The sequence below is a fragment of the Weissella hellenica genome (assembly GCF_005405545.1).
In the GTDB taxonomy this organism is placed as follows: Bacteria; Bacillota; Bacilli; order Lactobacillales; family Lactobacillaceae; genus Weissella; species Weissella hellenica.
In genome coordinates this window covers 1-26,593 of sequence record NZ_BJEG01000006.1, presented here as the reverse complement: position 1 = coordinate 26,593, position 26,593 = coordinate 1, and the positions used below count along the sequence as shown (strand labels likewise).

Below are 26,593 nucleotides of genomic sequence, written 5' to 3'. Positions count from 1 at the left end.
CAAATTGTCATATTGAGCTTTAGTTTACTAGGGGCAATGATGCTTTGGGTAGGAAGCCAAATGCATTACCAAACAATGCAAAAGCGAGAATATATTTATTGATCACATAAATATGAAGCAATTAATTATGTACGCAGGACAAAAAAATTGCAGGTTGATACTCAAAGTAATAAATTACCACGAGTTGTTATGATTGACGAGAAAACTTATTATGTAAAGGTCAGTAAAGATCTAAATGTAAGGGTTCCAAAAATAAGTAACGAATGAGCCTTGTCAGTATGCTAGAAACTAGCTAAACTAGTCTCTGTACGAAAGATGAGGTAATTGATATGTATGAAGTGATTGAAAATAGTGTAAAGAGCTTACAAGCTGCACAACAAAAAATAACAAAGTTCGTTGATGGTGCATCCATTGAAGCATTAATTATCTTGTTTGAAATGATGCTAGGTCAAACTGATGAAGGGCTTGAAGATTTGACTAATGAACAAAAGCAAAGTGTTATAGCTGATATTAAGATAGCTGATTTTGATAAATTAAGTGAAACTGACAAACGCCAAGTTTTACAATTTTTATTAGTTGGAACAATTCATCAAGATGGCTTACAAGCTAACTACCAAGTAACACCAGATGCCATTGGTATGTGGGTGACTTTAATTGCGAGTGCTTTCATGGGTCAAAAAAGTAACGTGACGCTTAAAGATTTAGCATTGGGAACTGGTAATTTAATGGCAACAGTCAGCCAATCATTACAGGCTAAGGGTGCTAGTGTTGATGTTATTGGTATCGAAAATGATGACACAATGTTAACGGTTGCGAGTGGTGTTGCTGCTTTATTAGAAGAAAAGTGGGATATTACATTAGCTGATAGTGTTACAATGGCCATGCAAAATGATGCTGATATCGTAGTTGGTGATTTACCTGTTGGCTATTATCCAAAAACGGCACCAGAAAATTATGAAACACGAGTTGATAAAGGGTTAACTTTTGTTCACCATTTGTTAATTGAACAAAGTGTGGCTGCTGTAAAGCCGGGTGGATTAGTTATTTTGACCGTACCAACGAACTTATTTGAAAGCGACCAAAGCAAATCTTTGTTACGTTATATACAAACAGACGATGTCTATTTCCAAGCTTTGATTCAACTACCAAACAATCTATTTAAAGACCCTAAAATGGGTAAAATAATCTTGATGTTGCAACGTTCAGGGGGGGATTCCCGTCAAGCAAAGCCAGTCATGTTAGCTAAAGCGCCTGCATTATCTAACAAAGCTGAAAATAAAAACTTTGTGACAGAATTGACAGATTGGATGAAAGCAAATCACGTATACATGCACTAGTATCAAGGGTTTGTGTTAATCTTAGACTTAACGGATGCGCCTATTTTATGATATACTCATTATAAGATAATTATGAATTCCGTCAGGAAAGAGGAGATAAGTGTACATGGCTAAAACAATGGCGATTAACGCTGGATCATCATCACTAAAATTTCAATTATTTGAAATGCCAGCAGAAACGGTGATTGCAAAGGGACAAGTAGAGCGTATTGGAATGAACGATTCAATCTTTACTTTGAAGTATAAGGGAGAAAAGTTTGAACTTGTACAAGATATTGCTGATCACGAAGCTGCAATTAATCTTTTGCTTGCGCAATTGAAGGAACATGAAGTTATTGCAGACTTTGCAGAAATTACTGGTGTTGGTCACCGTATCGTTGCAGGTGGCGAGTGGTTTAACAAGTCAGTTATTGTTGACGACGAAGTACTAAATAAAATTGAGCGTTTGGCTGATTATGCACCTTTGCACAATGCTTCAGAAGCTTTGGGAATCCGTGTATTCCAAAAGTTGTTGCCTAATGCATTGTCAGTTGCTGTATTTGATACGGCATTCCACCAATCAATGCCAAAGAAGAATTACCTTTACGCTTTGCCATATGAGTATTACACAAAGTATGGTGCACGTAAGTACGGTGCCCACGGAACATCACACAAGTATGTTGCACAACGTACGGCTGATATCCTTGGCAAGAAATTAGAAGATCTAAAAATTATTACTTTGCACTTAGGTGCTGGTGCATCAGTTACAGCAATTAAAGATGGTAAGTCTTTCGACACGTCAATGGGATTCACACCATTGGCTGGTGTTGCAATGGCTACTCGTACAGGAGATGTTGATCCTTCTCTTGTTTACTACATCCAAAATCGTGAAGGCTTGTCTAACGATGAAATGCTTAATATTTTGAATAAGAAGTCAGGATTGTTAGGTGTATCATCACTTTCTTCAGATATGCGTGACTTAGAAGAAGTTGAAGATACAAATGATCATGCAGCATTAGCAATTGAAATGTTTATCGATCGCGTTGTTCGTTACGTTGGTCAATACTACGTTGAATTAGGTGGTGTTGATGCATTAACGTTTACTGCAGGTATTGGTGAAAATGCTGCTAACGTACGTGAAGCAATCATTGAGCGTTTGGCATTCATGGGTATTAAATTAGATGCTGAGCAAAACGAATTGCGTGATGATGAAGTAATCATTTCATCTGAAGATTCAACAGCCAAGGTTTTGAAGGTTGCTACTAACGAAGAGTTGATGATTGCTCGCGATGTGCAAACATTACAAGCAAACTAAACAAACAATTAAGGCTAGAACTGAAAAGTTCTGGCTTTTTATTTGGAGTATTTAAAAGCCACGATAGGTTTAATTCTGGTAAAATGGAGTATGTGATTATTCTTTTGAATAAGTTGTTTTTAAAAAGGGGGATTATTTATGTATGCGCAAGTAATTGTTGATGTGCCAACGATGCAAACTAATCGACCATATACTTATCGTATACCAACACCTATCTTAGAAATCTTAAGACGTGGTATGCGTGTTGTTGTTCCCTTTGGCAAAGGCAATCGTTTCGTACAAGGGTTTGTTGTTGACATTAAAGAAGATGCACAACAAACAGAACAATTAAAAGAAATAGTTCAAGTAGTCGAAATGAACCCAGTGTTAAACGATGAGTTATTGAAACTAGCATCATGGTTAGCAGAGTATAATTTTGCTTTTCAAATTAGTGTTTTACAAACGATGTTGCCTAATGTTATGAGGGCCAAGTATGGTAAAGTATTGCGATTGTTGGAACCTGATCAATTAAGGGACTGGCCACAAATTGCGTTACTATTTTCAGATCGAGGTGAAATACCATTTGATAGCGATAATGTTGATAGTGAATTATTACCACAATTACTAAAATTGCAAAAAAAGCATGTCATTGAAATTGGATATTTAGTTAAGAATCGCGCTAAAGTAAAGATGGTAAATGTTTTAAAACCAATTAAAGATGTTAGTTTTTATCAAAAGCAATTACAGCAGCTAAGACCTTCAGCAGTGAAACAAGCACGGCTGTTAACCTTTTTGCTACAGGCTCCGCAAAAATTTGTTCCAGTAAAAGATGTTATTAATCGTCACCATTTAGACTATGCCATCATTAAACAAGTAGAAAATAAAGGGTGGTTGGTACAGAGTCAAATAGAATCATATCGAATTCCAAAATTGCAGACACCAGTACAACCCAGTCAACCATTACCATTAAATGATGAACAAAAGCAGGCGTATACTGCAATTATAGCGAATGTCGTACAACCAAAAACACAGACTTTTTTGTTGGAAGGTGTGACTGGCTCTGGTAAAACGGAAGTCTATTTACAATCTATCGCACAAGCACTAGCCGTTGGTAAAACAGCGTTAATGTTAGTACCTGAGATTACGTTGACCCCGCAGATGGTGCGACGTGTGAAAAGTCGGTTTGGTGATGATGTAGCGGTTATGCATTCTGGATTATCGGATGGTGAACGTTACGATGAATGGCGACGAGTCCAGCGTGGTGAGGTACATGTAGTTGTTGGTGCACGATCAGCAATCTTTGCGCCATTGACTAATATTGGATTAATCATCATTGATGAGGAGCACGAAACTTCATATAAGCAAGATGATAATCCGCGATACCATGCACGTGATGTAGCACAGTGGCGTGTCGACTATTATGGTGCAACGCTACTATTGGGGTCCGCAACGCCATCGTTGGAAAGTCGCGCACGGGCACAAAAAGGGGTGTATCAACTTTTATCACTAACCAAGAGAGCCACACAGGGTGTATTACCAACTACTGAGATTGTTGATATGCGCGAATCCATAAAATTTAATAATGACGATGTTTTGTCACCACAATTATTAGATAGTATGCAGGAAAAATTGGATCGACAAGAACAAATTGTATTGATGTTAAATAGACGCGGTTATGCTAATTTTATCATTTGTCGTGATTGTGGATATACACCTAGATGTGTCAATTGTGATGTTGCTTTAACGGTTCATAAAGACGTTGGTCGTTTGATTTGCCATTATTGTGGCTATAATGAATTAATACCACATCAATGTAAAATTTGTGGGTCTAAACGAATTCGACAGTTTGGAACAGGAACGCAAAAAGTTGTTGAACATTTAAAAGAAGTATTACCACAAGCTCGTGTACTAAGAATGGATGTTGATACAACACGCAAAAAAGGTGCCGTTGATAAACTTTTGACATCATTTGGTAATCATGAAGCTGACATTCTTTTGGGTACACAAATGATTGCAAAGGGGTTGGATTTTCCAGACGTAACGTTGGTGGGTATTTTAAATGCCGATACAACTTTAACATTACCGGATTTCAGAGCATCTGAACGAACCTTTCAGTTATTAACACAAGTGTCAGGTCGAGCAGGACGTGCACAAAAACCAGGGCACGTTATTTTACAAACTTTTAATCCAGAGCATTATGCTATTCAATTAGCCAAAGATCAAGATTATGAGGCGTTTTATCATCAGGAAATGGCGCTTCGACACGCTTGGCACTATACACCGTACTATTTTACGATTCAAATTAAATTTGCGCATGAACAAGTAGATAAAGCAGCTAAGTTTGCATTTGAAACAACTAATTGGTTAAAAGGAATTGTAGAAAAAGATACAATTATGTTAGGACCGGCGCCTAGTACCATTTCACGTATAAAAAATAAATATTATTATCGTGTGGTTATCAAATATCGCTTTGATCAACATTTAATGCAAGCATTGACCGAATTAATGCATAAAGGGCAACAATTGCAACGACAAGGTGTCACAATCATGATTGATCGTGAACCAGTTAATTTTATTTAAAGACAGTCAGATAATACCTTTAATTAAAGGGTATTATCATACATATAATAGAGGAGTTAAAAAAATGACAAGTATTGTTTTCATGGGGACCCCTAATTTTTCAGCCCCAATTTTACAAACCCTAGTGGACAATCCAAATTATGATGTACAAGCAGTTCTAACACAACCCGATCGTCCAGTTGGGCGTAAGCATGTTTTAACCCCTACACCAGTTAAAGAAGTTGCTGTTAAAGCAGGTATTCCTGTTTTGCAACCGAATAAATTATCTGGTTCAAATGAAATGCAACAAATTATTGATTTAGAGCCTGACTTAATTATTACAGCAGCATATGGGCAATTTTTGCCAACAAAACTTTTAGAGGCTGCTCAGATTGCAGCAATTAACGTACATGCATCGTTGTTGCCAAAGTATCGTGGTGGTGCTCCAATTCATTATGCTGTTTTAAATGGTGACGATAAAACGGGTGTTACAATCATGTATATGGTGAAAGCAATGGATGCGGGTGATATTATCGCACAAAAAGAGTTACCAATTTTGGCGACAGATAATACAGGTATTTTGTTTGATAAATTAAGTATTTTGGGATGTGATTTATTATTGGAAACCCTACCTGATTTGATTGCTGGTAAAATTAAAGCAATCGCACAAAATCCAGATGAGGTCACATTTTCACCAAATATTAAACCAGAAGAAGAAATATTAGACTTCACCAAATCGGCGCAAACGATTCACAATCATGTTAGAGGATTAAATCCGTTCCCAATCGCACATACCACGATTAATGGTGTGCGGACTAAAATTCAGCAAACACATTTGATTGATGAAACAACAACTGCTTTGCCAGGGACGGTAGTAAAAAAAGGTAAACACGAGCTATGGTTAGCTACGGGAGATAGTAAAATAATTGCTATTGATGAACTTCAACCAGCTGGGAAACCTAAAATGACAATTACGGCCTATTTAAATGGTCATGCTAAATTTGCACAAGGAGATCAAGTGATCACACATGAGTAATAAAACGAATCAAAAAATTGCGAACTGGGAGCAAACAAATCCCCGCGCATTAGCTGTACGTGTATTAGAAAAAGTTAACGATGGTGCATATTCTAATTTACAATTAAATAGTGTCATTAAACAGGCTAATCTCTCAGAAAAAAATGTTCATTTAATGACAACCATGGTTTACGGTGTCATTCAACATCGGCTAACCCTCGAGTATTGGTTGAAGCCTTTTGTTAAACGGCCACAGAAGTTGAATCCATGGGTACGTGAGCTATTATTTATTTCTTTATATCAAATGCAATATTTAGATAAAATTCCGGATCATGCTATTTTTGATGAGGCGATTAACCTTGCAAAGCGTCGTGGGCATGATGGTATTCGTAAATTTGTTACAGGAGTCTTACACGCTATTCAACGACAAGGATTACCAGATATTAAAGTGATTGATGATCCGGTTGAACAATTATCAATACAATCATCATTACCAATTTGGCTTATTCAGACATTACAAGATCAATTGGGATGGGAAAAAACAGTCGCAATTGCCGGTGCAATTAATGGGGCACCAGCACAATCAGTTCGTATTAATCATGCTGTTACCACGGGTTCTGAGGTTACCGAATTATTGGAAGAGGCCGGCTTTAATGTTGAACCATCGCATGTAACACCTGATGCATTATTGGTTTCAGGGGGACACGTTGCAAGTTCACAATTATTTAAAGATGGATTATTAACATTACAAGATGAATCAGCCATGTTGATGGTACCAAGTTTGGTAGTGACACCAACTGACCAAGTACTAGATGCAGCAGCAGCACCGGGTGGTAAAACAACCCAAATAGCAACGTATTTAGATGTAACACAAGGTGGTAAGGTCACGGCTTTAGATATTCATGAACATAAAGCTAAACTAATTAAAGAGAATGCCTTGCGATTACATGTTGCTGATCGTATTGAGACACAAGTTTTAGATGCACGAAAAGTAGATGAAAAATTTGCGAATGAAACCTTTGATCGTATTTTAGTAGATGCGCCATGTTCAGGTTTTGGTCTATTGAGACGTAAGCCTGAAATTCGTTATGAAAAATCATTGGACGATAGTTATCAATTACAAAAAGTTCAAAAAGCTATTTTGGATGCCGTGGCAAATAAATTAAAAAAAGGTGGTCGACTAGTTTACGGTACATGTACAATATTAAAGACTGAAAATGAGGACGTTATTGATGCATTTTTGGCAGATCATGATAATTTTAGGTTAGTGCCAACGCAGACAGCCTTAGACTTAGATGCGTTAGATGAACGTGGTATGTTACACATCTATCCAGATGATTTTGGCTCTGATGGTTTTTTCGTTGCAACATTAGTTAAGCAATAAAAGGTAACTATTTTATTTATGAAGGGATGATAAAATATGAAAATTGCCTATGCATCTGATACTGGGCGCATGCGCACCGACAACCAAGATTATGTTAGTGTTTTTATTAATCAATCGGGGATCCAACTGGCCATTGTTGCTGATGGTGTTGGCGGTCAAAATGGCGGTGATGTAGCAGCTACGATGGCAGTATCACATATTGGTAATCAGTGGGAACAAGCTCATATTATCACGGTAGATGATGCCAAACAGTGGTTAGTTGATCATATTAATAGTGAAAATGACACAATTGTTCAAACGGCACATCGTTATCATACTTTAAATGGGATGGCGACAACTTTGGTTGTTGCGGTCATTTTTGCTAATGAGATGGTTGTTGCCAATATTGGTGATTCTAGAGCTTATGTAATTCGTCAACGACAAATGCGCCAATTAACAACAGATCATAATTTAGCAAACGAATTATTACAAGAGGGTGCTATTACGCAAGATGAGGCAGTTACACATCCAGGACGTCATTTAATTACTAGACAGCTAGGTGTAACAGAAGATTCAAAAGCTGATTTATTTGCAATCAGTATTCAGCCAAATGATTATATTTTAATGACTACTGATGGTATGCCAAAACATATTAGTGATGAAGAAATATTACAAATAGTTTTAGCTGCACCTGAAATTTCACAGGCAGTAACACAATTGATCACCCTAACCAATGAGGCGGGCGGGTCAGATAATGTGACAGTGTTGATTGGTCATCAAGAAAGTGAGGTTAACTAATGCGAAAAAATCAATTAATTGGTGAACGTTATCGCATTATAAAGTCACTTGGTGAAGGTGGTATGGCCAATGTCTATCGTGCACATGATATTATTTTAGATCGGGATGTCTCATTAAAATTAATGCGCTTTGATATGCAAGACGATGAAAAAACACGGCGCCGTTTTAGCAATGAAATTGAAGCTACTTCATCAATTTTACATCCAAATATCATTGAAGTGTATGATTATGGTGAAGAGGGTGGCTCACAATATTTGGTTACTGAATTTGTTTCAGGGATGGATTTAAAACGTTATATTGCGCAAAACTGGCCTATTCCGGTTAGTCGCATAATTGATATCATGCGCGAAATTTTAGCTGGAATAGCAGTAGCTCATCAAGCAGGCATTATTCATCGGGATTTAAAACCACAAAATATTTTAATTAGTAATGATGGTGAAGCAAAAATTTCTGATTTTGGTATCGCTAGAGCTCAAAGTTCATTTGGTATGACACAGACTAATACGGCTATTGGGTCAGTTCATTATATGGCACCTGAGCAGGTACGTGGGGATGTTGCATCGAATCGTAGTGACATCTATTCACTAGGTATTATGCTCTTTGAAATGATTACAGGGCATGTTCCATTTGATGGTGAGACCGCTGTTGCCATTGCAGTAAAACATACGCAAAGTCCAATGCCATCGGTCCGTGATGTCGATCCACGTGTACCACAAGCTTTAGAAAATGTTATTTTTAAAGCAACAGCTAAAAATCCAATGAGTCGTTATGCTTCTGCACAAGCTATGTCAGAAGATCTTGCAACAGCCTTGTCAGCAAATCGCATTAATGAACCTCGGTGGCATGATTCGGATATGACGCCAGAAGATAATACAGAAACTAAAATTATCCCGCTAGCTGATATTCAGTCTATGGCTGATCAACAATCGATTCAAACAAGTTCAAATGATTTAAAAGCAACAGCGCAACAAATACCATTAAAGCCACAAACGGCGTCAGATAAAATGACGCTTAAGCCCAAAACTAATAAAAAAAAGAAGCGTTATTTCTTGAGTGCAATCATTTTGATTGTGGTGCTATTAATCGGATTTTTTATCTACGGTGCTATGCAACCAGATAAGGTACATGTGTCTGATGTAACAGGGATGACCCAAGCAAATGCCATAAGGACAATTAAAGAGGACGGCTTAAAGGTTGGTGACATTACTGAAACACGTTCTGATGCAATTGAGCAAGGGAAGGTTGTTAAAACCGATCCAACACGTAATAAGGCTGTGCCGGTTAATACAGTAATTAACTTAGTGGTATCCAAGGGGTCAGCCAAAGTGCGCTTCGGTGACTATGTAAATGAAAAATATAGTTCCGTTCGTGAACAATTAGAAGATAAGGGGTATAAAGTATCCCAAAAGAAAATTGCAGATGACACTGTGCCTAAGGGTTATATTATTGAACAAAATATTAATGCTGAAGATCGGGTTTTACCTGGTAAAACAAAGGTGAAATTTAGTGTTTCAAAAGGTCCAAAGAAACATACTGTTCCTGACTTTACAGGTAAATCTCAAAGTACAGTTTTAGTATGGGCACAAAAAAATGGTGTGATGGTTAATTTTGATAGTGTTAATTCTAATGACATCACACGAGGCAGAGTTGTATCACAATCAATTGTACCCGGTATTAAAGTTGCTAAAAACGAGACAATGTTAGTGACTTTGTCAAAAGGACCAGTTGTTACGTCAAGTTCCGCTGAAGAAAGGCCTTCAGAATCGAGACATGAATCATCAACTTCAGCATCGACGTCATCAAGTGTATCGGATGATGAAGACGATGAGGAATCAGAGCAGTCTAGTGAATCTTCACAAAGTAGTGGTGCAAGTGAGACAAGCAGTGCAGACGAAAATGACAGCGCATCAACACCATCAGTGTCACAATCATCAGGTTCTGAAGATTCAGATGATGATTAACCATATTTAGATAGGAGAATCGATGGCAGAATACCATGGACAAATTCAGTTGGCATTAGCTGGCTTTTACGATGTTTTAACGGCTGAGGGCACTTTGTTTCGTACCCGAGCACGTGGGAATTTTCGTAAAAAAGATTTAAAACCGTTAGTTGGCGATTGGGTAACGTTTAGTGCCCAAACATCTAAAGAAGGTTATATTTTAGCGATTGACCAACGTAAAAATAGTATCGTGAGACCACCCGTAGCAAATGTCGACCAAGTGATTGTCGTGACAGCGGTTAAAATGCCAGACTGGTCAAGCAATTTGTTAGATCGTCAATTAGTTGCTTTAGAAGAAAAAAATATTGAACCAGTTATTTATTTTACGAAAACAGATCTATTGACTAGAGAAGAAACAGCTTCATTTGCAGATATTGTTGCTGGCTATCGAGAAATTGGTTATCAAGTTGTTTGGCCCGATGAGGCTTTTGATGAAACAAGTTTAAAAACGGTTGAAAAACTCTTAGGAGATAAACTAACAGTTTTGATGGGACAAACTGGAGCTGGGAAAAGTACGTTGTTGAATCATCTTTCACCAGAACTTAACTTGGCGACAGGAGAAGTATCGCAAGCATTGAGTCGTGGAAAGCATACGACACGTCAGGTTTCTTTAATTGCGTTATATGGTGGCTTGGTTGCTGATACACCTGGTTTTTCAGCTTTTGAAGTTTTTGATATGCCTGCCCGTGAGTTGGGACAATATTTTCGTGAACTGAACGATTATGCCAGCAATTGTCGTTTTAGAGGTTGTGTTCATCTAAATGAACCAAATTGTGCGGTTAAAGAAGCTGTTTCACAAGGTGAGATTATGGCATCACGTTATGAAAATTATAAATTGTTCTATGATTTGATTGCAGGTCGTCGCCCGGTTTATAATAAACATGATAAAAAACATTAAATAATACGTTAAAGAGGGAAAAAATTATGACAATTAAGGTAGCACCATCAATTTTAGCTGCAGATTATTTGAACTTGGAACGTGATGTCCGTACAGTTGAAGAAGCTGGGGCAGAATTGTTACACATTGATGTGATGGATGGGTTGTTTGTCCCATCAATTGCATATGGTCCTAATTGGGTAAAAGCGTTACGACCAAAAACTAAAATGATTTTGGATGTGCATTTAATGGCCGTTAATCCTGAACGTTATATTGATGAATTTGCCCAAGCTGGTGCTGATATTATTGGCGTGCATTATGAAGCAACAAATCATATCCATCGGGCCTTGCAACAAATTAAGGGACATGGTATTAAAGCAGAAGTTGTTATTAACCCGGGAACCGCAGTATCTTTGATTGAGCCTGTACTACACATGGTTGATCAAGTATTAGTTATGACTGTTAATCCAGGGTTTGGTGGACAAAAGTTTCTGCCTGAAATGATTGCTAAAATTGCAACATTGGCAAAAATTAAAGCAGAAAAAGGCTACGATTTTGATATTGAAATCGATGGTGGTGCTAATGATGAGACGACTAAATTGGCGTATGAAGCTGGCGCAACCGTTGCAGTGGCAGGTTCATATGTATATGATAAAGTAGATCCAGTTGCCAAAATTGCCCGCTTAAAGGCGGTTACGACAGATTAATGGAACGCATACGTTTGTTAGTTGGTGGTCCCATTTCTGAATGGCCTGATAGTCTAAAAAGTGGACAATTGTCGGGGCCTTGGGCTGCTGCAGATCGAGGGTCATTACGTCTGTTGGCTTTGGGACAAACACCGATTTTGACAGTTGGTGATTTTGATTCCGTTACACAAACAGAACGGCGGGATATCATTGAAAAATTGCCTAATATTGGGAGTGTAAAGCCTGAAAAGGATGATACAGATACAGAATTATTATTAACCTTAATTCAAGAACAATATAATCCAGATGAAATTGAAATTTATGGTGCGACAGGTGGCCGAATTGATCAATTATTGTCTAATATTTGGATTTTTACGCAAACTAGATTTGAAAATATGCTTCAAAAAGTCACAATTATTGATCGTATTAACCGCATTAATTTTTACTTACCTGGCGAGCATAAGATTATGAAAGATCCAGATATGAAATATCTTGGTTTTATGCCATTAACACCCGTTACTGGTTTAACATTAGTTGATGAAAAGTACCATCTAAAGGATTGGTCAGGTAATCCATTTTCATTCTCATCTAATGAATTTGTAGGCAATGAAAATCATTTTTCGTTCGAAAGTGGCATTGTCGCAGTGATACAAAGTCGGGACTTAATTGGACAAACTGCGGAGCAATAAAAGTGTAAAGTAAAAATACTTTACACAAAACCCTTGCTTATTGTGCATTGGTTTGGTATTATTATTCAAGTAAATAAAAGCACTGAATTAAAAGAGCTTAAGATTGGAGGGTAAACATATGGCAGTTGATGCAGTCAATGGAAAGCGTACTCGTTTCGGTAACCAACGTTCACACGCCCTTAACTCAAGTCGTCGTAGCTGGAAGCCAAACTTGCAAAAAGTGACGGTTAAGATTAACGGTTCAGCACCTAAGAAGGTGTACCTATCAGCTCGTACTTTGAAGTCTGGTTTGAAGAACGGTTCAATTGAGCGTGTATAAGAATTTAAAGCTACCGTTTGGTAGCTTTTTTCTTTATCTAGCGTTTGTATATTAATAAACATGATTATGATGGTTCATAGATAAATTAAACGGTCAGCACATGTGGTAAAATAATATATAGCTTAATATGGAGGTCATTCTAATGGCAGTGAAGATCCAAACAGCACAAGGTGCAATTGAAATTGAAAATGATGTCATCGCAACAATCGTGGGTGGTGCTGTAACTGATAACTACGGTGTTGTTGGTATGGCAAGCCAAAATCCATTGCGTGATGGTGTAAATCAAATATTAAATGGTGATAGCTTCTCAAAGGGCGTGGTTGTTCGTCAACAAGATGGTGGCGTCACAGTAGATGTTCATATTATTGTTGGGTATGGCTTGAAGATTTCCGAAATTTCAAAAAGTGTACAAGCACGTGTGAAGAATGATTTGAATGTAATGTTAGGCATTGTTGCTAGCAGTGTCAATGTAACGGTTCAAGGTGTGCGTATACTAGGAGATTAGCCTGGTTATAAGGAGTTGAATACGGTGGAAGTTGTAACGACAATTACTAATGTTGAATTTGGTAAAATGATTAACGCAGCAGCTGATGCGTTAAAAAATAATGCGGAAAAAATTAATAAATTAAATGTTTTCCCGGTTCCCGATGGCGATACTGGTACAAACATGACTTTGTCAATGGCAAGTGGCGCTGAATACGAGCGAAACGAAGCTAATACGCACCTTGGTCAGTTAGCTAAAGCGACTGCTAAGGGCCTATTGATGGGAGCCCGTGGTAATTCTGGGGTTATCTTGTCACAAATATTTCGTGGTTTTGCTGCTAAAATTGCAGATAAGGAAAACTTATCAGCACGTGATTTAGCAGATGCACTAATGGGTGGTGCTGAGACGGCTTATAAGGCAGTTATGAAGCCTACCGAAGGAACTATTCTAACTGTTATTCGTGAGGCGGCAGCAGCAGCAAATCGTACAGCTAAAAGTTCTGATGATGCAACACAAGTTATGGCGGATGCTTTGGCAGCAGCTGAAAAAGCTTTGGCCTCGACGCCTGATTTGTTACCAGTATTAAAAGAAGTTGGGGTTGTTGACTCAGGTGGTCAAGGATTAGTGATTGTTTTGAGTGCATTTTATGCTGTTTTATCAGGACAAGAAGTTAAGACTGAGCTAGATAATGCCAACCTAGATGCAATGGTGCTGTCATTGCACAATGCAGGTGTACAAGGTGAGTTGAATCCTGATGATATTACTTATGGCTACTGTACTGAAATTATGGTAGACATTGCCAAGGGAACAACATATAATCAAGATTTTGATTATGATACTTTTTACAATCATTTGGCTAAGTTAGGCGATTCTTTATTGGTTATTAATGATGACGATGTTGTTAAAGTGCATGTGCACACTGAAGATCCAGGTAATGTGATTAACTGGGGGACACAATTTGGTTCACTTCGTAAAGTGAAGGTTGATAACATGCGTGATCAACAAGTAGAAGCAGCAACTGTTGCTGCTGAGCAAAAATCTCAAAATCATGCAGTGCGAACAGAGACACAATCACCTGAGATTGCAGTAATTACAACTGCTGCTGGTGAAGGCATTAAAGAAATTTTTGCTTCTACTGGGGCTACTGTGATCATTGATAGTCAACAAGCACCCTCAACTCAAGATTTGTTGAAAGCTATTACTGATAGTCATGCAACATCTGCTATTATTTTGCCAAATGATGGGAACATTGTGATGGCAGCTGAACAAGCAGTTGAGCTAGCAGATATACCAGTCAAGGTTGTTAAAACAAAGACGATGCAACAAGGCCTAACAGCACTAGTCTTGGGTTATGACCAGATGAAATCACTTGAAGAAAATGTGATATCAATGCAAGATGCATTGGTTGATGTCAAGTCAGGTTCTGTGACGACATCAGTTCGTAGCACAACGATTAACGGTTTGTCTATTCAAACTGGTGATGCGATTGGTTTGTTAGATGGTGAAATCGTTGTTGCAGTGCCAGATGCTAATATTAATCAGGCAGCTGCAAAGTTACTTGAAAAAATGACTGATGAAGAATCAGAATTGGTAACAATTTATTATGGTCAAGATGCCAATGTTGCTGATGCGCAAGCATTGCAACAAGTTGGTGAATCATTGGATGACGAATTAGAATTTGAAATTCATGATGGTGGTCAACCATTATATCCAATTTTGATTTCAGTTGAATAAAGTTCTAACGTGGGTTAGCACATTGACATGAATGAGCTACAGAAGTATGTCAGAATTAAGAAAAGGTCTTTAGTGCTTAGCTACTAAGGATCTTTTATTCGTTTTAATAGATGATCGGAGAGAAGTATGCCTAGTTTACTTGATAGTATTGCAGAATTATCAGGTGTCGGTCCAAAACGAGAACAAGCTTTAAATAAATTAGGCGTCTTTACTGTTAGTGATTTACTAACGTACTATCCACGTCGTTATAATGACTTAGCACAAAAATTACCGTCACAAGCACTAGATGGTGAAAAGGCGACATTTAAGGGCGTTGTGACATCCCCACCTGTAATAAGTCGAATGGGATTTAAAAAAACACGTTTAAATTTTAGGATGACAATTGAGCATGATACGATTCAAATTTCTTTTTTTAATCAACCATGGCTTGGTAAAAATATTGATGTCGGTGATGAAGTTGCGATTTATGGTACATATAGTAAAACGCACCAAAGTTTAGCTGCGATTAAAATGATGCCTAAAAATAGTGAAGATGAATTAGAAGCCATTTATCCATCATCTAAAGAAATTAAAGCTGGAACCATTAAGGATTTAATTTTACAAGCATTAGGAAAGTATAAAGCACAATTATCCCAAGAAATTATTCCAGATGATTTAAGAAAACGATATCGCCTAATGAACTACCATGATACTGTATTTGGAATGCATGCACCGTCTGATGAACAAGTTGCTGCTGCTGCCCGCAGAACAGCATCATTTATGGAATTTTTTATTTTTCAAATGCGGTTACAAGTGATTAAACAAATGGATCGTCATAATCAAGGCCGGTCAGTTGATTATAACAATGACAAATTAAAGGCCTTTATTAAAAAATTGCCGTTTGAATTGACGGCTGCGCAGAAGAAAGTTGTTAATGAAATTGTTCGTGACATGCGCCGACCGGTACATATGAATAGATTATTACAGGGTGATGTGGGATCTGGTAAAACAGTTGTTGCGGTTTTAGCGATGTATGCAGCTATTACTGCGGGTATGCAAGCAACATTGATGGCCCCAACTGAAATATTGGCACAACAACATGCCCAAACCATTGGTAATTTTTTTGATCCAAATGAAGTACGCGTAGAGTTATTAACGGGTTCCACTAAGGCAGCAGCACGTCGCCAAATTTTAGATGATTTAGTGATGGGCGATATTGATATTATCATTGGCACACATGCATTAATTCAACCAGATATTGCGTTTCATAATTTAGGTTTAGCGGTGATTGATGAACAACATCGGTTTGGTGTCCAACAAAGAGCTGCGCTACGAAATGGTGGGATTAATCCGGATATTTTAGCTATGACAGCGACACCTATTCCAAGAACTTTAGCGATTACGGCTTACGGCGAGATGGATGTTTCAATTATTGATCAATTACCAGCAGGCCGTAAACAAACCAAGACTTATTGGTTACGGCATAATCAATTTGAAAAAGCAATTAGTTTCATCAAAGAACAGCTCACTAGTGGTGTACAGGCGTATGTGGTGACACCTCTAATCGAAGAATCAGAAACGTTGGATGTTCAAAATGCGCAGGCTGTTTATGAAGAGCTCTCTGCGTATTTTGCACCAGATTTTAGAGTTGGTCTTTTACATGGTCGTCTGTCAAATGATGAAAAAGAAACGATCATGAGTGCATTTAAGCACAATGAGTTTCAAGTCTTGGTTGCTACGACGGTGATTGAAGTTGGTGTGGACGTACCTAATGCAACAGTCATGATGATTTTAGACGCTGATCGTTTTGGCTTGTCACAACTGCATCAGTTACGTGGCCGTGTTGGACGTGGCTCTCGCCAAGCCTATACGTTTTTAGTAAGTGATCCCAAAACGCAATATGGTATCGACCGAATGGAAGCGATGGTTGCTACGACGGATGGGTTTGTATTAGCGCAAAAAGATTTAGAATTACGTGGTGCAGGTGATGTTTTAGGGAATCGACAATCAGGTGTGCCCGAATTTAGGGTTGGTGATCCGATTGCTGATTTAACAATGATGAATATTGCGCAAGAAGAATCAATTGATATTGTTGCTAACTCAGATTGGGATGAGTCACCTGATATGAAAGCTTTAGCAGAAATGCTGTCGGAAACGATGGATCGTTATCGTAATTTTGATTAAAATAGCATTTAAGTTTTCACCAAATTACTAAAATGTGGTACATTTTATAGTATTGCAATTATAAAAAAGTCTATGTAAATCCGTGAGGGAGTTAATTATGTATAAGATTGCTGTTGATGCAATGGGCGGTGATAATGCCCCAGAGGCGATTGTGGCAGGTATTGAACAGGCACGTGATAATATGCAGGATACTGAATTCTTGCTATTCGGTCAACTTGATAAAGTTAAGCCATTGGTGAAAGATGTAACACGCTTAACTTTAGTCCAATCAGATGAAATAATTGAAATGGGTGAAGAGCCAGTCAAAGCGATTCGTCGTAAGAAAAAAAGTTCATTAGTAATGGCAGCACAAGCTGTTAAAGATGGTGATGCTGATGCGATTTTCTCTGCTGGGAATACAGGTGCGTTGTTAGCAGTGGGAATTTTTACTGTCGGACGTATTCGAGGTATTGATCGGCCAGCTTTGTTGACTGTTTTACCTGCTTTAGATGGCCCAAATGATGCTTTTGCTATGATGGATGTTGGTGCTAATGCTGAAAACAGACCAACTCATTTATATCAATATGGTATTCTAGGCTCATTTTATGCGCAAGAAGTCCTTGGTTTCACAAATCCACGTGTTGGTTTGTTGAATAATGGTACCGAAGAGGATAAAGGAGACGCAGTCCATAAAGAAGCGCATCAATTGCTTAAGCATGGTGGTGAAAAGCAATATATTAATTTCGTTGGTAATGTTGAATCACGTGATATTTTGCAAGGACCGGCAGATGTAGTTGTCGCAGATGGCTTTTCAGGTAATGCAGCATTGAAGGCTACAGAAGGAACTGCGCTATCGATGCTACGCTTGATTAAGCATGCAATTTTAGATGGTAATATTAAAACAAAAGTAGCTGGTTTAATGTTGAAGCCTGCAATGAAAGAAATTCAATCACGACTTGACTACTCACAACATGGTGGTGCAGTTGTTATTGGTGTGAAGGCACCAGTTGTTAAGACTCATGGTTCAGCTGGTCCCAGTGCAGTTGCTAATACGATGAAGCAAATTCACACGATGCTAGAAACAGATTTGGTAACAAAGACGCAACAGTTTGTTGCTGAACATAAATCTGATTTGTCAAAATCAACTGATTAGAATACATTAATTATTAAATTTAAAAATATCATTTTTAGAAGAGGAAGTAACGTAATAATGGAACGACAAGAAATTTTGGATAAAGTAATAACACTAGTCGCTGATCATTTTGAATTGGATGCAGCTAAAGTAACAGGCGAGACTAATTTTACGAAAGACATTGATGCTGATTCAATTGATTTTGTTGAACTAGTACTTGAAATGGAAGATGAATTTGGTGCTGAAATTTCTGATGAGGACGCTGAACAATTAATTACGGTTAATAATACTGTTGATTATATTGCTGCACACACTAAGTAAATAAAAAATGAGGGTTGTGGTCAAGCAACCCTCATTTTTTGTTAATTACCACCTAAAAACTAATATAGAAAGATAATGGTCTGGTATAATAGAATAGTGTATATAAAAAAGAAGGTAGGACTATGTTTAAACAACTACAACAAGATTTAGAAGCAGATCATCATATCCATTTTGATAATATAAAATTGCTAGAAGAAGCTTTAACACAGGCCAATTATATCAACGAGCATCCTGGCTACACAGGTAACGATTACCAACGACTTGAATTTTTGGGGGATGCGGTTATGCAACAATCAACTGCTGTTTATCTATTTAAACGTTTTCCAAATTGGGATGAAGGTCGATTGACAGAGTTGAGAATTTCAATGGTCCAGACAAGAGCATTCGCAGCTTTGTCACGTGAGTTGCATCTAGATCGTTATGTGCAATTAGGACGTGGAGAAGAACTATCAGGGGCACGCAATCGTGATTCGCTATTAGAAGATTTGTGGGAAGCCTTTATTGGTGCTTTATTCCTAGACCAAGGACAAGAAACGGTTATGCAATTCTTAGAAGACATCATGTTTGTAAAGATTGATGAAGGTTTCTATGATCAATTTATTGATTATAAATCAAAATTACAAGAATATTTACAGCGAGATGGTTCTGTAAAAATCACTTATAATAAGTTAGATGAACAAGCTGTTTCAAATAATGAACAAATTTTTACTGTGCAAGTGGCTGTTGATAATGAACCATTAGCAACTGGTACTGGTAAGTCTACCAAGGATGCAGAAAAAAGGGCTGCACGCAAAGCTTACCAATCTTTAATGAACGATTAGGAAGATAAAATGAAATTAAAAACTTTGGAAATAACTGGTTTTAAGTCGTTTGCTGAACGAACCAAAATTGAATTTATGCCAGGAATTACCGGGGTTATTGGTCCCAATGGATCAGGTAAGTCAAATATTATTGAGGCGATTCGTTGGGTCATGGGAGAACAGTCTGCTAAAGGACTACGTGGTGATAAAATGGCAGATGTCATTTTTGGCGGTACGACACAACGTGCACCGTTAAATCGTGCTGAAGTCGCAATAACATTTGATAATACTGATCATTACTTGCATTCAGAATACTCAGAAATCACTATTACAAGACGCCTTTATCGCAATGGTGATTCAAACTATCAAATTAATGGTGTTAATGTCAGATTAAAAGATGTTTATGAATTATTTATGGATTCTGGCTTGGGTCGTGAAAGTTTTTCAATTATCTCGCAAGGGCGTGTAGAAAGTATTTTTAGTGAAAAACCTATCGAACGACGAAGTATTATTGAGGATGTTGCAGGTGTTTATAAATATAAGCAAAATAAAGATAAAGCCAAAAAAGAGTTAGTTGATGTTCATGATAATTTAACACGTGTTGCTGATATTTTATATGAGTTGCAAGATCGTGTGGAACCATTAGCCCAAGAATCTGCAAAAGCGCAAGATTATATTACGACCAAAGCCTCATATGATAAATTAGATCAATCACGAATTGTTTTAGAATTATTAGACTGGTATCAAGAAAAAAATCAATTAGCGGCTAGTATAACGACAAATCAGGCAGCTTATGAACGACAAAAAGGGTTGGTTCAGGATAAAAAAGAAGCAATTGAAAAGCTCAGAGAACAGCGTATTGCACTAAATCAAGAACAACAGTCATATCAGGAAGCATTGCTGTCACACATTCAGCAAATTGAAAAATTAACTGGTAAAAAAAATCTGTTAGCTGAGCGTCATAAAAACCGCACTGAAACTATTAAAACGTTACAAGACCGGTTGGCATTAGCGACAGAACGATTAGCAGTTATTGATCATTCATATGAGCAGTGTGAACATGAATTAATTGTCCAAACAGAAAAATATGAACATTATCAAAAGTTAATACAGCAAGTGGCGACAACGCATCCACGTACAAAATTAAGCGAACTTAATCAAAATATTGAACAAGTACGACAAGCATTAATTACGACAATGCAAGACTTAACTAGTGCTAAAAATGAACGAAACTATTTAGCACAAGAGAATGAACGTAGTGATGCAGAGTCGTTACGTTTAAAAAAGCGGGCAGCACAAATTAAGCAAAGACTCACAGACGTGTCAACTCAGGTTAATGAGGAAAAAACTGCAACTAAAGCGGCTGAACAAAACTTAGAAGAGGCAAAACAAGCCTTTGAAATTACAAAAAAAGAAGGTCAGCGTTTAGAGCAACAGCGGCATGACGTTAGAGAAGCATGGTTTACTAAAATGGCCCAAGAGCAACGATTGAGTACTCGTTTGCAGTCATTACAACATGTTGCTGAAAATTATGATGGTTATTATCAAGGTGTAAAAAACTTGATGAAGGCACAAAGTAATTTTACTGGCATTCAAGGAGTTGTTGCTAATTTAATTACGGTGCAAGAAGAACATAAAATCGCGATTGAAACAGCCTTAGGTGCTGCACTACAGCATGTTATTGTTATCAATGAGCAAGTAGCAAAACAAGCTATTAATTATTTAGCAAAACATCGGTTAGGTAGAGTAACTTTCTTGCCACAATCAACAATTAAGGGTAGGCATTTGTCCGATTATCAGCTGGCTACTTTAAATCAGTTAGAAGGTGTGATTGGAATTGCAGCTGACCTAGTGACAACAAAATCTGAATATCAAAATATTGTTGCCAATTTATTAGGTACAACTTTAATTGTGACTGACATGAATGCAGCGATTATAATTGCAAAGCAATTGCAGCATCGTGTTCGTTTGGTAACTTTAGATGGTCAAGTAATGAACGCAGGTGGTTCAATGACCGGTGGTGCGAATCGGCAACATGGTAATGGATTACTGTCACAAAAAACGGAAATTGATCAGCTGATTAATCAGGAAAAAACATTGCATGCAGAAGTTCTTGCGTTAGAGAACCAGGTTAAGCAAACTGATCATGAGTTGACGGGTACGACAACGACATTTAACAACCAGCAACAACGAGTACTCACACTTAATGAACAAGTACAGACACAAAAAGCTAATTTACAATTAGCCCAAGCCAATCTTGAGCAGTTAAATAAAGAACAAACTGCGCTACAATATGATTATCATCTGGTTGCTGGACAACAAAGTCAACAAAAAACGGTTGCAGAAAACGAACAGGCAGTTTTTGAGTTGGCTAATAAACAGCAACGTTTACAACAGCAACTTGATGAGGACCTTGCAACGCAAACACAATTGCAATCAGAAATTAATCAAGCTGATCAACAACTAAGTGATGATAAGTCCGCATTATCAAAAGCAGAGGCACTAGTATCATCCTTAGAAGTTCGCAAATCAGATTTGTTGACGCAAAAAGAAGCTGAGCACCAACAAATTACAGAATTTACACAACAACTTGATGAATTCATGAAAGATGGCGACGATGTCAAACAACGATTAAGTGCACAAATTAAATTGAATCAGGACAAAAAGCAAATAGCGCAAGAATCTTTGGCAAAGGTGCAAATTGCATTACAAAATGTCGAACAAAAATATGTTGATCTAAATGAAGATTTAAATATAATTCAAGATACATTAAATGATGCAATGACAACTGTTTCAAAACTTAATGGTCGCTTAGGTGAGCTAAAGTCGTTAATAAATAATAATGAAAAGGTATTAGAAACAACATATGATATATCTTTTGAATTTGCTAAATCAGAGTTACTTGATTTGGACATTATGACAATTCGCACAAAGTTAAAGTTATTGCAAAAAGGGTTAGTGGAAATTGGTCATGTTAATATTCATGCTGTTGAAGAATACCGAGAGGTTAAAGAACGATATGACTTTTTGACACAGCAACAAAATGATTTGATTGCAGCCAAGGACAACTTGCAAGAAACAATGTCTGAGATGGATACAGAAGTGATAACACGTTTTAAAACAACCTTTGATGAGATTGCAGAACAATTTTCAAAGATATTTGTCAAGATGTTTGGTGGTGGTCAAGCAGCTTTGGTATTAACCGACCCCGATAATTTATTAACTAGTGGGATAGATATTCAAGCGCAGCCACCTGGTAAAAAATTCCAACAAATGAGTTTGCTTTCAGGTGGTGAAAAAGCATTAACAGCAATTAGTTTGTTATTTGCAATTTTAGCTGTTCGTCCAGTACCATTTGCAATTTTAGATGAAACTGAAGCAGCATTAGATGAAGCCAATGTCGATCGTTTTGCTAATTACTTACATGAAGTTAATCAACGGACACAATTTATTGTCATTACGCACCGCAAGGGTACAATGACACAAGCTGACGTGCTCTATGGTGTGACGATGCAAGAACCAGGAGTTTCGGCAATGGTGTCGGTTAATTTAACGAACTTGGACGAAACGCTCGTAGAAGATTAAGGGGAAATAAGTATGGGTTTATTTGATTTTTTTAAGAAAAAGCCAGTTGAGGATATTGTTGAAATTGAAGTGCTATACCCAAGTAGTTGGGAAAATGGTATGCCACCAGTTAAAGTGGTTGTCGTAGAAGTATTGCAGCCAATGCCAGGTAAAGCAGTTGACATTATTTTGCCAATTCGCAATACTACAGAAACAGAAACAGAAACAGAAACAGAAACAGAAACAGAAACAGAAACAGAAACAGAAACAGAAACAGAAACAGAAAATGCTAGCCAAAAATTAGATTCGGGTCTAAGCAAGACAAAAAAGACATGGTCAGAGCGTTGGAATGCCTTTATGGCAAATTTCCGTTCGGTTGATGAAGACTTTTTTGATGACTTAGAAGAGACTTTAATTGGTGCGGATGTTGGTGCACAAACAGCAATTCAGATAACTGAAGAACTACGTGATGAAGTTAAACTACAAAATGCTAAGAGTAAGCAAGAAGTTTCGGCAGTCATTGTTGATAAGCTGGTTTCGCTATATCGTAGTCAAGGAATTGATGAAGATGCATCAATGCATTTTGCGCCACAAGGCCCAACAGTTATCTTGCTTGTGGGTGTTAACGGTGTTGGTAAAACAACAACAATTGGTAAATTATCAGCTTATTATAAAAATGCTGGTAAAAAAGTAGTCTTAGCTGCTGCAGATACGTTTAGAGCGGGTGCTACTGAGCAATTAGTTGCTTGGGGGGAGCGTAATGGTGTGCCAGTTGTAACAGGAACTGCTAAAGCAGATCCAGCTTCAGTGGTGTTTGACGGGGTTAAAACAGCAATTGATACACAGGCGGATATTTTATTTGTTGATACGGCTGGTCGTTTACAAAATAACGTTAATTTGATGCAAGAATTAGCTAAGATGAAGCGAATCATTACACGTGAATTACCAAATGAACCGCAAGAAGTTTTGTTAGCACTTGATGCAACTACTGGTCAAAATGCTGTTCAGCAAGCAAAATTGTTTAAAGATTCAACCGATGTCACGGGTATTATTTTGACTAAATTAGATGGTACTGCCAAAGGTGGTATTATTTTACCAATTCGAAACGAGCTTCACTTACCAGTTAAATGGGTTGGATTAGGTGAAAATGTAACTGATATCCAACCATTTGAGGCAAATGACTTTGCTAAAAGTTTGTTTGGTAGCTTATTAACGGAGTAAATATCATGGAATTAGCAAAAAGCATGCGTTTGAATATGTTATGTGATTTTTACGAACCATTATTAACCACAAAACAAAATGATTATCTGCAACTGTATTATGCTGATGATTATTCTTTGGGTGAAATTGCTGAAGAATATCAGGTTTCACGTCAAGCTGTTTATGATAATATTAAAAGAAGTACTCAGTTACTAGAAAACTATGAAGTGAAGTTACATCTTTATGATGACTATCAACATAGACAGCAAGTAGCTGACCATTTAAATACGTATATTCAAAAAAAATATCCTAATGACGAGAACTTAATTCGTTTAGCAACGCAATTAGTGACATTAGAAGAGGAGTAAAGCAATGGCCTTTGAAGGTTTAACAGATCGACTACAGCAAGCTTTAAGTGGCTTACGACGTAAAGGTAAAGTTACAGATGCCGACTTACGTGAAACGATGCGTGAGATTCGTTTGGCATTATTAGAAGCCGACGTTAATTTTAAAGTCGTAAAAGACTTTGTGCGCAATGTTCGTGAAAAAGCAACAGGTGCAAAGGTACTGGATGGTTTGAATCCAGCCCAACAAATTGTGTCAATCGTTAATGATGAATTGACAGCAATGATGGGTGAGTCTGATGTACCATTGAACAAATCACCTAAGATTCCAACTGTTATTATGATGGTTGGTCTTCAAGGTGCTGGTAAAACGACAACTGCTGGTAAGTTAGCGCTTAAGTTAAAGAATGAACAAAACGCCCGACCAATGATGATTGCAGCCGACGTTTATCGTCCGGCTGCCATTGAACAATTGAAAACCTTGGGTGAGCAAATTGATGTTCCTGTTTTTGAAATGGGAACGGATGTTAATCCGCGTGATATTGTTAAAGCCGGAATGGAAAAAGCGGCTGAATTGAAGTCAGATTACGTCTTTATTGATGCGGCTGGACGTCTACAAATCGATGAAGAGCTCATGCAAGAGTTAGCTGACGTCAAAGATATCGCACATCCTGATGAAATTATGTTGGTTGTTGATGCCATGACCGGACAGAATGCGGTTGAAACAGCAGAAGGATTTAATAACCGTCTTGATATTACCGGGATTGTTTTAACCAAGTTAGATGGTGATACACGTGGTGGAGCAGCCTTATCAATTCGTGCAGTGACTGGTAAGCCAATCAAATTTGTTGGTCAAGGTGAAAAAATGACTGATTTGGATATTTTCTATCCAGATCGAATGGCTAGTCGTATTCTTGGTATGGGTGATTTGCTGACTTTGATTGAAAAAGCCCAAAAAGATTATGATGAAAAGCAAGCTGCAGAAACCATGGAAAAGATGAAGTCAAATACGTTTGATTTCAATGATTTTATTGATCAAATGGATCAATTACAAAACATGGGGCCGATGGAAGACATTATGAAAATGATTCCAGGAATGGCAAATAATCCAGCTTTAAAGAATGCTAAAATTGATCCCAAAGATATGGCGCATATTAAAGCAATTGTTATGTCAATGACACCAGCTGAACGTGAAAATCCAGATATTTTGAATCCGTCACGTAGACGCCGTCTAGCTGCAGGAGCCGGTCGTCCAATTGTTGAAGTTAATCGCATGATTAAACAATTTAATCAAATGAAGAAGATGATGAGTGGTGTGATGAACGGTAACATGGCGGGTATGGAGCAAATGATGAATGCTATGGGCGGCGGCAGTGGTGCTGGCTTCCCTGGTGGTGGCATGAAGGGTAAAATGGCGAATGTCGCTATGAAACAAATGGCCCGAAAAATGCGGAAAAATAAAAAGAAAAGACGTTAATTTTAAAGTGTAAAGGAAAAACACTTTACAGCAGTTAAATAGTTTGTTATAGTTATACATGTAGAAATCGACTGGAGGAATTATAAAAATATGGCAGTTAAAATTCGCTTAAAGCGCATGGGTTCAAAGAAGCACCCTGTATACCGTATCGTTGTTGCAGACTCACGTTCACCACGTGATGGTCGTTTTATTGAAACAGTGGGAACTTACAACCCACTAGTACAACCATCAGAAGTAAAGCTAGATGAAGAACTAGTTTTGTCATGGTTGAACAATGGTGCACAACCATCAGATACTGTTAAGAACTTGTTGTCAAACGCTGGCATCATGGAAAAGTATCATACTGCAAAGTACTCAAAGTAATTTGATAGTAAAAAAGGAATCCAATAATGGATTCCTTTTTTTGGCTCTATGTCAAACAGCGTGAAAATCGTGAAATTGACTTAAAGAGTTTGTGAAATATAGCTTGCGAATCTGAC

22 protein-coding genes are annotated in these 26,593 nt (G+C 37.6%); all 22 read left to right on the top strand.

The features are described 5' to 3' along the window. Positions 1-329 precede the first annotated feature (329 nt). Entirely contained in the window at positions 330-1,337 is a 1,008-nt protein-coding gene (locus tag FFM61_RS04415) for a class I SAM-dependent methyltransferase (protein WP_074427482.1), read from the top strand. Between the two features lie 106 nt (positions 1,338-1,443). Beyond that, entirely contained in the window at positions 1,444-2,631 is a 1,188-nt protein-coding gene (locus FFM61_RS04410; RefSeq protein WP_074427483.1) for an acetate/propionate family kinase, read from the top strand. A 138-nt stretch (positions 2,632-2,769) separates the two neighbouring features. Then, the gene (gene priA, locus FFM61_RS04405; RefSeq protein WP_074427484.1) at positions 2,770-5,190 is read left to right on the top strand and encodes a primosomal protein N'; all 2,421 of its coding nucleotides are present in this window, start codon (positions 2,770-2,772) and stop codon (positions 5,188-5,190) included. Between the two features lie 64 nt (positions 5,191-5,254). Then, complete coding sequence (gene fmt, locus FFM61_RS04400) at positions 5,255-6,205, top strand: methionyl-tRNA formyltransferase (RefSeq protein WP_074427485.1); 951 nt, start codon at positions 5,255-5,257, stop codon at positions 6,203-6,205. After that, entirely contained in the window at positions 6,198-7,568 is a 1,371-nt protein-coding gene (rsmB, locus tag FFM61_RS04395) for a 16S rRNA (cytosine(967)-C(5))-methyltransferase RsmB (RefSeq protein ID WP_074427486.1), read from the top strand. Before fmt ends, rsmB begins: the two co-directional genes overlap by 8 nt. 36 nt (positions 7,569-7,604) lie before the next feature. Further along, positions 7,605-8,345, top strand: coding sequence for a Stp1/IreP family PP2C-type Ser/Thr phosphatase (locus tag FFM61_RS04390; RefSeq protein WP_074427487.1), 741 nt, complete (start codon positions 7,605-7,607; stop codon positions 8,343-8,345). After that, the gene (gene pknB, locus FFM61_RS04385) at positions 8,345-10,306 is read left to right on the top strand and encodes a Stk1 family PASTA domain-containing Ser/Thr kinase (protein WP_074427488.1); all 1,962 of its coding nucleotides are present in this window, start codon (positions 8,345-8,347) and stop codon (positions 10,304-10,306) included. Before FFM61_RS04390 ends, pknB begins: the two co-directional genes overlap by 1 nt. Before the next feature lie 22 nt (positions 10,307-10,328). Then, positions 10,329-11,243: a ribosome small subunit-dependent GTPase A gene (rsgA, locus tag FFM61_RS04380; protein WP_074427489.1), complete on the top strand. Its 915-nt coding sequence runs from the start codon at positions 10,329-10,331 to the stop codon at positions 11,241-11,243. A 26-nt stretch (positions 11,244-11,269) separates the two neighbouring features. Continuing rightward, entirely contained in the window at positions 11,270-11,929 is a 660-nt protein-coding gene (gene rpe / locus FFM61_RS04375) for a ribulose-phosphate 3-epimerase (protein ID WP_074427490.1), read from the top strand. Beyond that, positions 11,929-12,597, top strand: a complete 669-nt coding sequence (locus FFM61_RS04370) for a thiamine diphosphokinase (protein WP_074427491.1) — start codon at positions 11,929-11,931, stop codon at positions 12,595-12,597. The genes rpe and FFM61_RS04370 overlap by 1 nt, the downstream gene beginning before the upstream one ends. Before the next feature lie 118 nt (positions 12,598-12,715). Further along, complete coding sequence (gene rpmB, locus FFM61_RS04365; protein WP_074427492.1) at positions 12,716-12,916, top strand: 50S ribosomal protein L28; 201 nt, start codon at positions 12,716-12,718, stop codon at positions 12,914-12,916. Between the two features lie 142 nt (positions 12,917-13,058). Further along, complete coding sequence (locus FFM61_RS04360; protein WP_042493369.1) at positions 13,059-13,421, top strand: Asp23/Gls24 family envelope stress response protein; 363 nt, start codon at positions 13,059-13,061, stop codon at positions 13,419-13,421. A gap of 24 nt (positions 13,422-13,445) precedes the next feature. Then, positions 13,446-15,134: a DAK2 domain-containing protein gene (locus FFM61_RS04355; protein ID WP_074427493.1), complete on the top strand. Its 1,689-nt coding sequence runs from the start codon at positions 13,446-13,448 to the stop codon at positions 15,132-15,134. Positions 15,135-15,260: 126 nt separating this feature from the next. After that, the gene (gene recG, locus FFM61_RS04350) at positions 15,261-17,297 is read left to right on the top strand and encodes an ATP-dependent DNA helicase RecG (RefSeq protein WP_074427494.1); all 2,037 of its coding nucleotides are present in this window, start codon (positions 15,261-15,263) and stop codon (positions 17,295-17,297) included. A 97-nt stretch (positions 17,298-17,394) separates the two neighbouring features. Beyond that, positions 17,395-18,429 (top strand): phosphate acyltransferase PlsX, encoded by a 1,035-nt coding sequence (plsX, locus tag FFM61_RS04345; protein WP_074427495.1) that lies wholly within the window; start codon positions 17,395-17,397, stop codon positions 18,427-18,429. A gap of 57 nt (positions 18,430-18,486) precedes the next feature. Next, positions 18,487-18,729 carry an acyl carrier protein gene (acpP, locus tag FFM61_RS04340; RefSeq protein WP_074427496.1) on the top strand — a complete coding sequence of 81 codons (243 nt, stop codon included), beginning with the start codon at positions 18,487-18,489 and terminating at the stop codon, positions 18,727-18,729. A gap of 122 nt (positions 18,730-18,851) precedes the next feature. After that, positions 18,852-19,550, top strand: a complete 699-nt coding sequence (gene rnc / locus FFM61_RS04335; RefSeq protein ID WP_074427497.1) for a ribonuclease III — start codon at positions 18,852-18,854, stop codon at positions 19,548-19,550. Positions 19,551-19,559: 9 nt separating this feature from the next. Next, positions 19,560-23,114, top strand: a complete 3,555-nt coding sequence (gene smc / locus FFM61_RS04330) for a chromosome segregation protein SMC (RefSeq protein ID WP_074427498.1) — start codon at positions 19,560-19,562, stop codon at positions 23,112-23,114. Between the two features lie 12 nt (positions 23,115-23,126). Next, entirely contained in the window at positions 23,127-24,314 is a 1,188-nt protein-coding gene (ftsY, locus tag FFM61_RS04325; RefSeq protein WP_137604603.1) for a signal recognition particle-docking protein FtsY, read from the top strand. A 5-nt stretch (positions 24,315-24,319) separates the two neighbouring features. Continuing rightward, on the top strand, positions 24,320-24,661 hold the full coding sequence (locus FFM61_RS04320; protein WP_074427500.1) for a putative DNA-binding protein: 342 nt from the start codon (positions 24,320-24,322) through the stop codon (positions 24,659-24,661). 4 nt (positions 24,662-24,665) lie between these two features. Further along, complete coding sequence (gene ffh, locus FFM61_RS04315) at positions 24,666-26,114, top strand: signal recognition particle protein (protein ID WP_074427501.1); 1,449 nt, start codon at positions 24,666-24,668, stop codon at positions 26,112-26,114. Between the two features lie 90 nt (positions 26,115-26,204). Further along, positions 26,205-26,477 (top strand): 30S ribosomal protein S16, encoded by a 273-nt coding sequence (rpsP, locus tag FFM61_RS04310; RefSeq protein ID WP_042493385.1) that lies wholly within the window; start codon positions 26,205-26,207, stop codon positions 26,475-26,477. Positions 26,478-26,593: the final 116 nt, after the last annotated feature.